General features: G+C 70.1%; 10 protein-coding genes and 1 pseudogene. 3 read left to right on the forward strand and 8 right to left on the reverse strand.

The annotated features are described in order from the left end of the window. Nucleotides 1–952: 952 nt before the first annotated feature. From OG562_RS46280 to OG562_RS38635, 6 genes and pseudogenes are all read right to left on the reverse strand, one after another. Nucleotides 953–1201: pseudogene (locus tag OG562_RS46280) on the reverse strand (TetR family transcriptional regulator); the annotation flags it as partial. After that, nucleotides 1198–2136: a hypothetical protein gene (locus tag OG562_RS38615; protein WP_266406295.1), complete on the reverse strand. Its 939-nt coding sequence runs from the start codon at nt 2134–2136 to the stop codon at nt 1198–1200. The gene OG562_RS38615 and the pseudogene OG562_RS46280, both read right to left, overlap by 4 nt. Further along, nucleotides 2133–2621: a hypothetical protein gene (locus OG562_RS38620; protein ID WP_266406297.1), complete on the reverse strand. Its 489-nt coding sequence runs from the start codon at nt 2619–2621 to the stop codon at nt 2133–2135. Before OG562_RS38620 ends, OG562_RS38615 begins: the two co-directional genes overlap by 4 nt. Further along, nucleotides 2621–3847: a macrolide family glycosyltransferase gene (locus OG562_RS38625; protein WP_266406299.1), complete on the reverse strand. Its 1227-nt coding sequence runs from the start codon at nt 3845–3847 to the stop codon at nt 2621–2623. Before OG562_RS38625 ends, OG562_RS38620 begins: the two co-directional genes overlap by 1 nt. Next, nucleotides 3844–4842 carry a patatin-like phospholipase family protein gene (locus OG562_RS38630; protein ID WP_266406302.1) on the reverse strand — a complete coding sequence of 333 codons (999 nt, stop codon included), beginning with the start codon at nt 4840–4842 and terminating at the stop codon, nt 3844–3846. Before OG562_RS38630 ends, OG562_RS38625 begins: the two co-directional genes overlap by 4 nt. Nucleotides 4843–5831: 989 nt before the next feature. After that, nucleotides 5832–6947 carry an ABC transporter permease gene (locus tag OG562_RS38635; RefSeq protein ID WP_266406303.1) on the reverse strand — a complete coding sequence of 372 codons (1116 nt, stop codon included), beginning with the start codon at nt 6945–6947 and terminating at the stop codon, nt 5832–5834. A gap of 60 nt (nt 6948–7007) precedes the next feature. Between OG562_RS38635 and OG562_RS38640 the strand changes: the two genes are divergently transcribed. Then, entirely contained in the window at nt 7008–7481 is a 474-nt protein-coding gene (locus OG562_RS38640) for a MarR family winged helix-turn-helix transcriptional regulator (protein WP_266406305.1), read from the forward strand. Between the two features lie 169 nt (nt 7482–7650). Here the strand turns inward: OG562_RS38640 and OG562_RS38645 are convergent, their stop codons facing one another. Beyond that, nucleotides 7651–8124 (reverse strand): carboxymuconolactone decarboxylase family protein, encoded by a 474-nt coding sequence (locus tag OG562_RS38645; RefSeq protein WP_266406307.1) that lies wholly within the window; start codon nt 8122–8124, stop codon nt 7651–7653. 426 nt (nt 8125–8550) lie between these two features. Beyond that, complete coding sequence (locus OG562_RS38650) at nt 8551–9012, reverse strand: Rrf2 family transcriptional regulator (protein WP_266406309.1); 462 nt, start codon at nt 9010–9012, stop codon at nt 8551–8553. A gap of 228 nt (nt 9013–9240) precedes the next feature. On the opposite strand from OG562_RS38650, the gene OG562_RS38655 reads away from it, so the two are divergent. Next, nucleotides 9241–10446 (forward strand): NAD(P)/FAD-dependent oxidoreductase, encoded by a 1206-nt coding sequence (locus tag OG562_RS38655; protein WP_266406311.1) that lies wholly within the window; start codon nt 9241–9243, stop codon nt 10444–10446. A gap of 655 nt (nt 10447–11101) precedes the next feature. Continuing rightward, on the forward strand, nt 11102–14056 hold the full coding sequence (locus tag OG562_RS38660; protein WP_266406312.1) for a LuxR family transcriptional regulator: 2955 nt from the start codon (nt 11102–11104) through the stop codon (nt 14054–14056). The last annotated feature ends 82 nt before the right edge of the window (nt 14057–14138 follow it).

Here is a 14138-nt window from a genome sequence, read left to right on the forward strand (position 1 = left end):
CCGTCGAGGGGTCAGCGACCCCGACCCCGTGTACGTGCACTACATACGACAGGGCTCACACCAAGGTTGTGACACCGAGCGGGGGAGCGTCACAGGAGTGACGACATCTGTCACACGAGCATGGCTTACGTGGTCTTCACTTCGAGAGACGACCACGGAGGTGCAACACAGTGTCAAGCTCCGTGGGAGAGCACGACGAGCATGATCGCCACTGACGTCGTGTGCTCCATGCCGACCGTGCTGTTCGCGGCCGCAGCTGTTCACGAGCTGCGGCACCGTGGCCGCCACCCACGCCGTTCACTCCACGGGGGAGCCGGCCACCCAACGATGCGGGCACCGGGGTACCGGTGCCCGCATCTCCTGGTGTGCGCCCTGAGGTCGCTCATGTGCGACATGCCGGGGCTGCGACGGAGTACGGGCGCCGCGACGAGTTCTTCCACCAAGAAGCTCTACGGCCACTTCTGGCAGGGCGCAATGCACCTGGGAACGGTCGTGATGCTCCTCATCCGTCAATGACAGTGCCATGCCGACCGGAGAAAGAGACGTGATGACGCCGATGATCCGCAGAGCCGTGATTCCCGCCGCCGGGCTGGGCTCCCGGCTGCTGCCGCTGGCCCGGCAGGGCCACATCACGTACCTGGACCAGTACGGCCCGTACGGCAACGGCACCCCCGTGCTGAACGCGGGGCAGCCGGTCGGGGAACGCCTTGGCAGCCTCCTCCTGAGACAGGCCGGCCCGGAAGACGGCGATCAGCGCGGGGCGGGTCGACTCGTCCTCGCAGAAGGAGAGGAAGGTCCGGGCGATCCGCGCCCCGCGATCCCTCAGCCCGGCCTCCGGCTTCTCGTCCGTACGGGAGTCGAAGCGGAGGGACATGTCGATCCGGGAGGAAACGGCTTCCTGGAAGAGGCCGTCCTTACTGTTGAAGAAGTGGTGGACCAGTGCCGGGTCCACCTGCGCCTGCCGAGCGATTGCGCGCATCGTCGTGCCCGAATAGCCCTTGGCGGCGAAGAGTTCGAGTGCGGCCGCGAGGATCTCAGCCCTGGTACTGCTCTTTCCCGGACGTCGGCCGCCGCCCCCTGAGAGCCGCCTCCCGGGGGATGCGGCAACGGGGCGGGCGGTGTTGCCGTTCGGGCAGGGGTCCCCGGCTCCGTCGCCGAGCGTGGAGGGCCCTACGCTGCGCACCGTGGCCGGGCCCCTCATGGCAACGGGTCGCCTGGCGCGGCGGTCGCGCCGAGATAGGCGCGGATGGCCGCGATCACAGTGTCGGCGGTGCGGTCAAGGTGGCTGCGGCCGTCGGGCAGCTGAGCCGTCGGGCTGATGTAGCTGCGCGGCCCGACGTGCGTGGCCGGGTCGAGCCGATGCACGGTGATCTTCCCGGCGCGGTCGGCCCGGTTCCATCCACTACTACGGAACAGTCGCCAGCGCTGCGGGAAGATCCAGGTGCCGACCCGCTCGATCCGGTCGCTCGCGCTGGTGAGCCGATGCAGGTGCTCGGCATGGGTGAGATCGTTGGCGCCGTTGTGGAAGCCACCGAGCGTGATCAGCAGGAGTGGGCAGCGTAGCTGGGTGTGCAGCTCGTCGACCGCACCGGTGGCGACCTGGGCGCCGCCGCTGTAGCTGAGCAGCACCACGGGTGTACCGCTGTCGGGCCGGTAGCCGGCGAGCCGGAGCTGAGTGGCGATCTGGGAGCCGACGGCCCGGTTGTACAGGGGGCGGTAGCGGTGGTCGGCGGCGACGAAGGTCTGCACGACGTTGTGCAGGAAGAGCAGCAGCCCGATGCGGCGGCGCAGCCACGCCCACACCGGCCGGTCGGCGAGTGGGTCGGCCAGTGGTGAGTAGGGCTGCACTTGTCCCAGCACCCGTAGCTCCGGCGCTCCGGCGATCAGGGCCTTGACCAGTTGGCCCCCGTCGCGGCTGTCCCGGACGCGGCGTTTGCCGATGCCGTCGAGGTAGACCAGGTAGGCATCGGGGGGACTGTCAGGGTCCGCACCCCGGGCGTAGGGAACGCCCTCCGGGAGTTCGGTGACAGGGGCCCGCCAGCCGGCGCCGTAGGCAAGAACCTCGTAGCGGGCCAGTAGAGCTTCAGCCAGCAGAGCAGGCCCGATCACGCCGCCCCAGAGCAAGAAGTCGTTCATGCGATCGACTCCGGCGCTGCGGTCGCGCTGATCCTGACGACAAGACGCCGAACGGCCTCCACGGCGAGACCGAGCCCGGTCCCAGCGACGGCGCAGCAACCAGCGGCACTCCACCAGCCCAGCCCGCTCGCCGCGGCGAGCGGGCCGACCAGACCGGCCCCGACCCCCACAAAGAGCAAGAAGTGGAGCAAGGGCCCGAGCAACGGGAACGCCAGGACGGCGGCGAGCACCAGCGGGGCGACCAGGCTCGGTGTCCACACCAAGCCGGTGCCCGGTGGCGGTGAGGACAGCACCAGCTCGGCCAGCGTCCACGCGGTCAGCGGCCACAGAGCGAACACGACACCCTCGACGACGCCGGCAGGCAGCAGCAACCCCGCCACGAAAGTTCGCGACATGCCAGGCCTGCGCGCTACCAGAGGCAGGATGCGCCCGGCGGTCTCCGACACCCCGGCGAACAGCAGCAGGACAACGACGGCGGGCGACATCACTCGGCCTCGCTGTGAGGGAGCGGCGGAGCCGACGGACCGACCGGGCCGGCCGTCTGCAGGTACCGCTCGAGTTCGTCGGCGGCGCGCCCATGTCCACCCGCCTCGCGCTGGGCGGTCCGCAGGGCGCTCGCGGCTGCCCGGAACCGGGGCTCGTGAAGGAGGCGCCGGGCGAGGACACGCATCGAGCCCCTTGCGACGTCCTGGGTACGCATCGACAGGCCGGCGCCCAGCTCGACGACGCGCCGGGCCACCATCGGCTGGTCGGCGCCCTGCGGGACCACCAGCAGCGGAACCCCGGCGTACATGGCCTCGTTGACACTGTTCATCCCGCCGTGGGTGACGAACAGCGCCGCGCGGGCCAGCACCTCCGGCTGCGGCACGAAGCGGCGGGCGAGCACGTTGGAGGGCAGTGGCCCGAGCGCGTCGGGATCGGTCTGCCCGGTGGCGACGACCACGGTGCCGCCCAGCGGGGCGAGCGCGGTGGCAAAGCTGCGCAGCAGCTGTGGGTCGGCGTTGAACACCGTGCCCAGCGAGGCGTACAGGACCGGGTCCTGCAGCCGATCGGCCGGGAACGACGGGTCGAGCGGTCGGGCGCCGATGCTTGGGCCGACGAACCGATACGACTCGTCGAAGTCCTCGACGGCAGGCTGGAACGCCCGTGAGGTGTAGACCAGGTTGAGCGGTCGGCGGATGTTCGCCACGTCGAGCAAAGGCAACCCCCGTGCGTCGAAGCGACGGTGCAGCGCCCAGCGGGACCGCAGGTAGCCCTGGACGCTGCGGGGCTGAGCCATCGCTGCGGTCAGCAGGTCCCAGGAGCCACGGGTGGGGCTGGGAACATGCCGGTTGAGGGCGAACGTGGTGAACGACGAGGCTGCCGGCACCCCGAGCTCGCGGGCGGCGACCGCGCCCCACAGACAGGCACTGTCGTGGACGATCAGGTCGGGTCGGTCGCGGCGCAGGTCGGTGAGCACGGTGGGCAGCAAGCGCACGGCGGTGCTCGCGAGCGCCTCCATCCACGTGACCGGCGTCGGCGGATCGGGGAGCGGCTGATCGCCCCCGGGGTAGAGGTGCACGGTCGCGCCGGTGGCCTCGATCTCCCCACGGAACGCGGGCGAGGTGTGGTAGCTGACGGCATGGCCGCGTCGAACGAGCTCGGCCACGACCGGCAGCGTCGGGTTGACGTGCCCGTGCATGCCGATGTTGAGGAACGCGATGGTACTCACAGGTCGACTCCCACTGTGGAACAAGTTGACGCCTCGCCCGGGCCGGCGGATGCCGCCGAAGAATCGTCGACCCGGTACAGCCCCGGCCCGTTGATGCTCAGCCCGTCCAGAAAGCGCCCCGCCGCGCGGCAGGCGGTGCTGATCAGCCGCTGGGAATGGCCGAAGTCCCACGGGGCGGGCCACGTCTCGATGCCGGTCGGCAGCACGACGGTCGGGATGCGCCGGGACACCTCGTGCAGATCACGCTCGATCTGGTGGTGCAACAGCAGTAGCCCGGCCCGGGCGGCGACCGCACCGGCCCGTCGGCGCGGATTGGCGGGGCGCAACGGTGAGCTCTCCGGCCCGGCCGCGACCACCACCACGCTGGCCGCCCCGGCCTGCTGGGCGGCCAGTACCGGGACGTAGGCGATCACCCCGCCGTCGACGAGCGTCCGGCCCTCACGATCCACGGGGGGCAGCATCCCGGGAATGGCCGCGCTGGCCAGCAGCGCGGACTCGAGGTCTCCGTGGTCGAGCAGCACCGGAGCCCCGGTGGCCAGGTCCATGGCCACCGCGGTGAACGGGACCGCCAACTGCTCGATCCGCGACGGCAGCCCAGCCCGTGCGATCAGCCGACGCAGGCCGCGATCGGTGAAGATGCCGGCCCGTGAGGACAGGTAGCCGAGCGGATACACCTCACGGCGACGCAACTGGGTCCACACGTGGTCCAGCCACGGCGCGGCCCTGTCGGGGTGGGCGGCCGCGATGGCCCCGTTGAGGGCGCCCACCGAGGTTCCGATGATCAGGTCCGGGACGAATCCGCGCTGCTCCAGCGCGTATCCGACACCGACATGCGCCGCCCCGAGCACGCCACCGGCGCCCACCACCACGGCCACGGGCCGGGGAAGGGCGCTCAATCCGGCCGACGTCGGGTCCACGGGCGGCCTGCTCGTCGCCGCCTCGCTGAGGCCGAAGTGCGCCGACGAGGCTGGTCTTCGGCGACGAGAAACCCTCATGATCCACCTTTCTCACCACTGCACCGAATCGGATGGGTCTCCCCACTAGACCGGGCAGCCATACGATGTGTGACACCGTCGGCTCAGGCGCAGGCGAAGCTGTCATTGAGGGCATGCGGGAAAACAGTGTGAGTTTGCGAAAACATGGTGTGATCGAGACAGGCGGAATGCTCAGCAGTTCTGACGGACTCATCCATGTTCGCCCTCACGGCCTCACGGCCTCACGCCCTCACGGCCTCACGGCCTCACGGCCTCACGGCCTCACGGCCTCACGGCCTCACGGCCTCACGGCCTCACGGCCTCACGGCCTCACGGCCTCACGGCCTCACGGCCTCACGGCCTCACGGCCTCACGGCCTCACGGCCTCACGGCCTCACGGCCTCACGGCCTCACGGCCTCACGGCCTCACGGCCTCACGGCCTCACGGCCTCACGGCCTCACGGCCTCACGGCCTCACGGCCTCACGGCCTCACGGCCTCACGGCCTCACGGCCTCACGGCCTCACGGCCTCACGGCCTCACGGCCTCACGGCCTCACGGCCTCACGGCCTCACGGCCTCACGGCCTCACGGCCTCACGGCCTCACGGCCTCACGGCCTCACGGCCTCACGGCCTCACGGCCTCACGGCCTCACGGCCTCACGGCCTCACGGCCTCACGGCCTCACGGCCTCACGGCCTCACGGCCTCACGGCCTCACGGCCTCACGGCCTCACGGCCTCACGGCCTCACGGCCTCACGGCCTCACGGCCTCACGGCCTCACGGCCTCACGGCCTCACGGCCTCACGGCCTCACGGCCTCACGGCCTCACGGCCTCACGGCCTCACGGCCTCACGGCCTCACGGCCTCACGGCCTCACGGCCTCACGGCCTCACGGCCTCACGGCCTCACGGCCTCACGGCCTCACGGCCTCACGGCCTCACGGCCTCACGGCCTCACGGCCTCACGGCCTCACGGCCTCACGGCCTCACGGCCTCACGGCCTCACGCCCTCACGGCCTCGCGCCGTGCAGGATCGCGGCAGACGTGGCAGACGTGGCAGACGCGGCGATCCGGTCGAGCAGGAACAGCGCCGCGACGCACAGAGCGATCCAGACCGACAGCACCACGACACCGTTGACCAGCCCGTCGTGGTGGAAGTAGGCAAGCCCGTCCAGGGCGCGGACGCCGACGCCCGGAGGCATGACCGAGGCGAGGGGCTTCAGCCAACCAGGCAGAAATTCGGGCGGCAGTACGCCACCGCTGCTGGCGTTTCCCATCACCAGCATGAAAATCGACGCAAGCAGAACCCCGATCGGGCCGAAGATCCGGATCAAGAGGATGGTGGCTGCCGCCACAGCCCCCGCCATCAGCGCCACAAGGCCCGCGATGCCCAGAAAGGGACCGGGTATGGCTCCGAAGGCCGTACTCGCGATGAGGGCGGTCGCCAGCCCGCCGACGGCCGCGAACAGCGCCAGACTGCTCACGCGCTGCCCGAAAGAGAGGCGCGGTGCCACTTGGTAGGTCACCTGGCCGAAGAGGAACCCTGCGAGCACCAGCCCGAATGAGGCATAGAACACCGACAGGCCCCGGCTGTCCCCGCTCGAGAGCGGAAGGATGTCGACCACGGGCCATTTCTCGTCTGTCGGCTGACAGCCCGGGGCGCACGGACTGGCGAGCGGAGTCACCAGCGCGGACACCGCGGGGCCGTTGGCGCCCGCATACACGATCCTGGGATCGCCGTCGTCGGCCAACAGCGCGGCATAGGCCTGGCGGTGCTCAACCGCCAGACGGGCCGAGGCGTTGTCCGGGTACCGGTCGACCTGGAAGCCGTCTGGCGAGACACGCTGCAGCCGGACGTCGAAAAGCGCCGCGGTCCTGTCGGATGCGGCGACGGCGACCGGCAGTCGGTGCGCCTGAGGCGTATGGAAGGCGGCGAGGAAAACGCTGACGAAGACCAGACCAATCGTCAGCACCGTGATCACGGGCTTGAGCACCGCCTGCGGACCGGTCAGCCCCGGCCGTTCGGGTGGGGCGTCGGTCTGCGCTCCTTGATGGTGGCGGTGTCGCTCTGGTCCAGGGTCGGGGTCGGGGAGATGACTTTGACCTGTGGTGTCAGTGCTGGGCATGGCTCCTCGACCTTCATCGTGTAAGTTGGCTTATAAGTCACCTTACATGTGGAGGCGTTGATGGCGGTGAAGGATCCCAGTGAGCGCATCGGCTACCTGATCTGGCAGCTCTCACAGGCGTACGCGCAGCGCCTCGAACGGGTGTTGCGCCCGCTCGGACTGACCCAGGCGCAGTTCAGTGCGCTCGTCCGATTGAGCCGGGACGGGGCGATGTCCAGTGCCGAACTCGCCCGCCGCTGTGGCGTCACCGCCCAGTCCATGGGCGCGGGACTGCGGAGTCTGGTCGAGCGTGGACTCGTCGAGCGGCGTCCCCACCCCACTCACGGGAAGATCATCGAAATGTGCGTCACACCTGCGGGCGAGGCACTGGCACTGCGGGGCGAGACCGCGCTCGAACCGTGCGAGCAGGAGACCCTGCAACCGTTCCTGCCCCGGGAGCGGGAACAGGTACGCGCTCACCTCCGTCGCATGCTCGGAGCCCTCAACGCCCCGGCGCTGGGACCGGACGACCGGGATCAGCACGGCGGGACATGAGCTGCGCACGGCTCAGATCGAACTGGTACCGACAACGACCGTGAACTTCAACGGCCGCCTTTCGTGGGGAGGCGGTGTCGGTGACCGTCGACGAACGTGACCGTCTCGTCGAACGGTGCCCGGCCCGTACGGGTGCAGCTGTGCAACCCTTCGGCGCGGAGACTGCCGGTCAGCCGAACTGGCCAGGCTGGTAGTCGCCGGCGGGCTGCTGGGTGACGACGTTGACGCGGTTGTAGGCGTTGATGACGGCGATGAGGGAGATCAGGGCGACGAGTTGGTCCTCGTCGAAGTGCTTCGCCGCGTTCGTCCAGGCCTCATCGGTGACACCGCCGGCCGCGTCGGCGATGCGGGTGCCCTGTTCAGCCAGTTCCAACGCGGCGCGCTCGGCGTCGGTGTACACCTTGGCCTCGCGCCAGGCCGCGACCAGGTGGAGGCGTTGCATGGCCTCTCCCGCCGCGATGGCGTCCTTGGTGTGCATGTCGGTGCAGAAAGCGCAGCCGTTGATCTGACTGACGCGGATCTTCACCAGTTCCTGGGTCGCGGCCGGCAGTGTCGAGTCCGAAGCAACCTTGTTGGCTGAGTTGATGTGCTTCAACGCCTTTCCCGCGAGGGAGTGGCCGAAGTAGTTGAGGCGCGATTCCACAGTGATCTCCTTGCCGCCTGGCGGATGCACACTATTGACCGAGGCGCCATGGCGATGTGTGACAGGAAGTCGGGTGTGGCGTGCATCTCATGTGCCGCGTTTCCGATGGCCTCGGTGGAGGCGAAACCTGTAGGGATGAGGACGAAGAAGCAGGCAGAATCCGTACCTGTGGACATCCGCCCGTCCCATCGCGTGCTCCCTGCGCGCGGCCCTGACCATTGCCGGGCCCGGGGGCCCACCCCGGAAATCGTGGTCAGGCGTCAAGGGTGTGACAAGGTGTTATCTCACACGGTATGTTTCAGTGTGTGCCTCGACGGAGGTCGCACAATGCGTGCAGCAGCCGCCTTCCGCCAGGCTGGGTCCCCGCGGCGCGGGCGAGGGCTGCCGCGGGGCGCGCCGCAGCGGCTGCCACGTCGTTTCGCGTGCTCAGTTCAGTGCGGAGCGCACTACTTGCCGGACCATCGGGGAGCGGTCCAGCTCCGCTCTGATATCGGCAAGACACTGAGCGGCCAGTGCCTGGTGCCATGCCTGTTCCGCCCGGCGCATGGCCGCGTTGACGGCGCATGCGCCCGTCGGCGGCGGTGACAGCTCGCCGATCTTGCCGGAGCAGCGGATCTCGGTGCAGCGAAAGACCTCGGTGTCTCCCTCGATGGCCTCCACCACATCCAGGAGGGTGATGTTCTCAAGGGGTCTGGCCAGACGGAACCCTCCGCGCGGCCCGGGCACGGAGACCACGAGCCCGGCACGGGCCAACTGCTGCAGCTGTTTGTTGAGGTAGGAGGAGGAGAGGCCGTGGGCCTCGGCGAGCTGGCCGCTGCCCACCGGCCCGCCTCCGATCATGTCCAGGTTCAGCAGTGTGTGCAGAGCCCACTCGACACCTTTAGCCATTCGCATAATACGGACATTACATGTCCAGGATCGAAGCTCGGCGCTCGCTGCTGACCTGCGGATTCCGTTCGGCAGGGGCGGTGGCCTCGCTAATAGATCTTGACATTTAATATCCAGGATAGTTAGTGTCCAGGATGTGCGGTGCGGGCCCTCGGGAGGCCCCCGCAGTAGACAGCCCTGCTCACGGAGCACCGGCTTCTCGCTTCGACTTCGAAAATGGGGAAGTTCATGAAGGATGTCCTGGTCATCGGCGGAGGCTTCGCCGGCGTGTGGAGCGCGGCAGGAGCCGTACGCGCCGCCCGTGAGGCGGGCGGCCCCGGCGACGAAATACGGGTGACGCTGGTCAGCGGCGGCGATGATCTGGTCATCCGCCCCCGCCTCTACGAGGACGCCCCCGAAGGTATGCGGGTCGCCCTCGACCGCATCCTCGGACCGATCGGCGTACGCCGCGTCACGGCGACCGTCACAGGGATCGACACCGAGGCGCACACCGTACGTGCCGTCGGACGTGCCGGCGAGGAACTGGACATGGCCTACGACAAGCTGGTGCTGGCCACGGGTAGCCAGCTCGTACAGCCCGACTTCCCGGGCTCGCAAGAAGTCTTCGACGTCGACACCCTTCCCGCGGCGGCCGCCCTCGACAACCACCTGCGGAGGCTGCCCGAACAGGCATCCTCTCCGGGCCGCTACACCGCCGTCGTGGTCGGCGCCGGTTTCACCGGTCTGGAGATCGCCACCGCACTGGGCGAACGGCTCCGCGCGATCGCCGACCGCGACAGCGCGGCGGAAGACGTCCGGGTCGTCCTGGTCGACCGCGCCGGCGTCGTGGGCCCGGAGCTCGGCCCCGGCCCCCGCCCGAACATCGACGACGCGATCGACGAACTGAAGATCGAACGACGCCTGGGACGCACTGTGGCATCGGCGACCCGCCGGGACGTCACCCTCTCGGACGGCGAAGTGATCTCCGCGGCGACCGTCGTGTGGACGGCCGGTATGGCCGCGAGCCCGCTCACGGCCCAGATCCCCGGCGAACGCGACCGGCTGGGACGACTCGGAGTGGACGCGCACCTCAGGGTCATCGGAGTTCCCGACGTCTACGCGGCGGGCGACACCGCGCTTGCCCCCGCGGAAGACGGCTACTCCACGGTGCAGTCCTGCCAGCACGCCCTGCCCATGGGCAAGTTCGCCGGACACAACGTGGCGGCCGACCTCCTGGGCAACACCCTGCTGCCCTTCACCCCCGACCCCTACGTCACCTGCCTCGACCTCGGCCTCGCCGGTGCCGTCTTCACCGAAGGGTGGGACCGCAAGATCGCGCTGACCGGGCAGGAGGCCAAGACCCTCAAGCGGAACATCAACGCGATCTGGATCTACCCGCCGACTGACGACCCGGAGCAGATCCTCGCCCAGGCGGGCCGCTTCTCCAACGGCTGACAGCGGACCAGCGACGTCTTTTCGATCGCCGAGCCGTGCGCGGTGGCGTGCTCACCGCCAGGCGCTGGAATGCATCGTCGTCACAGTCGTCGAGGGCTACCGCGCCACAGTCGGCGCCGGCGTGCTCGCCGTGGGCCATGAGCCACCGACCCGTCGGCGGTTCATGGCCCACAGGGCTGATGGTCCGTCAGTCGGGTCGGCAACGGGTCAGTGTGAGCCCTGACAGCGTTTCTGCAGGTCAGAGCCGTGAGTGCCGTGCCGGGGTCAGCAGATGGTCAGCATGAGGCCGGACGGTGTCCCGGCTTGCCGACCTCCACCCGTGGCAAGGGTCTCTGCGCCGTCCGGCGCCCCGCTCGGAAGGCTTGATCCGTCAGCGGTCCTGTCCTCCGGTCGGCAGATCCGGCGGTGCGCTCCAGTCCGCCCACGCCCAAGTGGTGTACCGCCGGAGGAGCGGCCGTGGCGCCATGTGCCCCGCAGTCGCAATGCCTTGTCCGGCGCCCACGAAAACACTGCCGAGCTGCGGCAGTTGCCGGCTCCGGCCCTCCCGCAGGTCACCGTTCAGGACACAAACCGGCCAACGTGATGGCCTAATATCCGAATCGACAACAGAGGGCGTCCTGGCTCGTGTGCACATCCATGGGAGGGAGAGGATCACTTGCCCCCCAAGGACCCGGACCGTGCGAACGGCGCCGTTCTCGTCGGCAGGCACACGCAGATCGAGTGTCTTTCCGCGGTCGTACAGGATCTGACCGACGGCCGGGGAGCGTTCCTGGAAGTCACCGGTGAGCCGGGGATCGGCAAGACCACACTGCTCGGCCTGCTCGCCGAGCGGGCAGCCGGGGCAGGGGCACTGGTGGCGCGCGTCCACGCCGCGCGCGGTACGACACAACCCGGCCAGGTCATCACAGAGGTGCTGGATGCCCTGGAGGCGCGGGATTCCCCGATCGCCCGGGAGCTCGGCGCCGGGGCGGATGCCGAGGTGCGCAGCGTACTGGGGCGCTGGGCGGCGCGGCGCGGCGGCGTGCTGGTCCTCGACAACGTGCATCTGTGCGACGAGCAGTCCGCGAGACTGATCGCGCAGCTCGTGCGGACACCCCCGCCCGGCCCGTTCGTCCTGGCGCTGGCGCACCGCCCGCGGCAGTCTAGCCCGGTACTGAGAGAAGCGCTCGAACACGGAGTCGAGACCGGCTCGGTCATCCGCCTGGCCCCGTCCTCCTTGGACCTCCCGGCGATATCCGCCTTGCTCGGCCATGGGGGGTCTCACACCGACACCACCTCCCCGCACGCCTTCTCCCACTCGGCGCGTGACCATGCGTACACCGAGTGGCGCGCCTCCCCGGCACCCGTGGTCGACGGCACTTACGCCGAGCAGTTGCACGCCGCCTCCTGCGGCAACCCGCGGATGCTGCGGATCCTGGTCGCGGCACGGTGGGACCCGGACGAGTGGCCGCTGAGTCCCGGTCCGGACCGGGACGGCATGCTCCGGGAGGCTGTCTCCGTCGTCGCCGAGCTGGACTCCGTTACCGCTGACGCCGCGCTCTCGATCCAGGTCGCCGCCGTTCTCGGTGATCCTTTCCTGCCGGACGACGTCGCTGCGGTCTCCGATCTCGGCCTGGAACGGACCCTCGCAGCGTTCACCGAACTCGTCGAAGCGGACTTGATACGGCCGCTGCCCTGGGGCGGCGGCTACGTCTTCCGGCACCCGGTGCTCGGTCACGTCGCCCTGGAACACGCTTCGCCGTCCCGGCGCGTCAACGCCCACAGGCGGGCCCTGGATCTGCTCACCACGCGAGGAGCGTCGGCGCTCCGACGTGCCCGGCAGGCCGAGCACCTGGTGGGCGCGGGCAGTGCGCAGGCCCGGCAGGTTCTGGTCGAGGGCGCGGCGGAGGCGATGGCCAAGTCCCCGGCCGTCGCTGCCCGCTGGCTGCGCCTGGCGCTGGACCACCTGCCCGCCGGGGACGTGATCAGCGCCCCCCGGGTCGTTCTGGTGCTGGACTGTTGCCGGGCCCTCAGCGCCGTGGGCCGCCTGCAGGAAGCCCGTTCCCTGGTGCACGATGTGCTCCGGCATCAGTCGGATCTCTCCGAGGACCTGCGGCTGAGTGCCTACGCCGTCTGCGGAGAGCTGGAGCGGCTGCTGGGCCGCCACCAGGAGGCCGAAGCAGTGGTCCGGACGGCACTCGACCTCGTACCCCGCCCACTGCCGGTTCCGCTGTCGGCGCCGGTGGTCGAACTGATCACCGCATACGGGCGAGTGCAGTTGTTCCGGGGCGCCTACGGCGAGGCACGTGACGTGGTCCGCGAGGCGGCGGAGGCGGCCGGAGCCGTCGGCCCGGCGGTGCCCTACCTGCGGGCCCTGGGCGCCCTCGGCGATACCCAGCTCGGGCTGCTGCCCGAGGCCGTCGCCGAGGTCACCGAGTGTGCGCGGATCGTGGACGCCCTGCCGGACGCCGCTGCCGTCACCATGCCCGACGTCCTGGCCATGCTCGGCTGCGCGGAGTTGTTCCAGGAGCGGTTCCATGACGCCTACCGGCATCTGGAACGAGGACTGCAGGCAACCACGGGCGCCACCCGGAGGTTCATCCGGATCAACCAACTGGTGGCCCTGTGCCATCTCGACCAGCTGACGGGGCGTCTGGAGTCGCTCTGTCGCCGTGCCGGGGAGGCCGAGCTGCTCGCCCGGATGAGCGGGGCCGACGAAGCCGCCGGGATCGCCATGATCCTGCGGGCGACGGGGCTGCTGTGGACACGTCCACGGCGGGACACCGACAGACTGCTCGAACTCGCCGGGGAAGGACTGTCCCTCGCCTTGCGCAAGCGGGGCTGGCGGGCAGCCGTCGCGGTCGGCCTGCGCGCCCACGCCCAGTTCCTCGGCGGGGACCCGGCAGGCTGTCTGCGCACCCTCGTCGAGGAGGGCGGCCCGCAGCTGCAGCGGCTGCTGCGGGCCTGGCAGCCCTCGCTTCTGGCCCTCGCCTCCGTCGCGGCTCTGCGTTGCGGTGACATCGCCGCCGCACGCGACTGGGCCAGGACGGGGGAGGCCGTGGCCGACCAGTTGGGGCTGCCGCTGCAACAGCAGTATGTGCGCAGAGCCCGGGCCGCGCTCCACGCCGCAGAGGGAGAGCACCGCCTGGCGGCCGGGCTGTTTCACGAGGCCGCGGAGTCGTTCCGCCGTGCGGGCCTGCCGGTGGAACACGCCTGGACCTTGGTGACCGGGGCGCCTTCGGTCCACGCGGCCCATGGCACCCGGCAGGCGCTGGAATGGCTCGATACGGCGGGGAAGGCCGCCCGGGCCTGTGACGCACAGCGAATCCGTGAGGAGGCGGCAAGGGTCAGGACCCTGCTGCCGGCGTCCTGCGCCGCAACCGGTGCGGCGAGCGCAACGGCGCAGGACGCGAGCGCCCGGGCGACGGCGGCCCTTCTCACCGAGCGAGAGCGGCAGATCGCGGAACTGGCGGCAGAGGGCAAACGCACCAAGGAGATCGCAGAGGAGCTGTTCGTCAGCACCAGGACGGTCGAAACCCACCTCGGCCGCATCTACCGCAAGCTCGACATCCCCTCCCGGGCGGCACTGCCGCGCGCACTCGGCCAAGTGGTCCACCGGCCGGCCGTCTGACCGGTCGCTCCGGTCCCACCTCGTCGTCGGCGGCCCCGCGGTCTCGTTCTGCAGCCGTGTACGGGTTTCCACGATGTGCCCG

It is taken from the genome of Streptomyces sp. NBC_01275, assembly GCF_026340655.1.
In the GTDB taxonomy this organism is placed as follows: domain Bacteria; phylum Actinomycetota; class Actinomycetes; order Streptomycetales; family Streptomycetaceae; genus Streptomyces.

What these genes read in the sequence shown, in the direction of transcription:
- OG562_RS38640 (WP_266406305.1), top strand. Translation starts at nt 7,008, where the DNA reads ATGGCGGTGAAGGATCCCAGTGAGCGCATCGGCTACCTGATCTGGCAG.
- OG562_RS38650 (WP_266406309.1), bottom strand. Translation starts at nt 9,012, where the DNA reads ATGGCTAAAGGTGTCGAGTGGGCTCTGCACACACTGCTGAACCTGGAC.
- OG562_RS38630 (WP_266406302.1), bottom strand. Translation starts at nt 4,842, where the DNA reads ATGAGGGTTTCTCGTCGCCGAAGACCAGCCTCGTCGGCGCACTTCGGC.
- OG562_RS38620 (WP_266406297.1), bottom strand. Translation starts at nt 2,621, where the DNA reads ATGTCGCCCGCCGTCGTTGTCCTGCTGCTGTTCGCCGGGGTGTCGGAG.
- OG562_RS38655 (WP_266406311.1), top strand. Translation starts at nt 9,241, where the DNA reads ATGAAGGATGTCCTGGTCATCGGCGGAGGCTTCGCCGGCGTGTGGAGC.
- OG562_RS38635 (WP_266406303.1), bottom strand. Translation starts at nt 6,947, where the DNA reads ATGCCCAGCACTGACACCACAGGTCAAAGTCATCTCCCCGACCCCGAC.
- OG562_RS38615 (WP_266406295.1), bottom strand. Translation starts at nt 2,136, where the DNA reads ATGAACGACTTCTTGCTCTGGGGCGGCGTGATCGGGCCTGCTCTGCTG.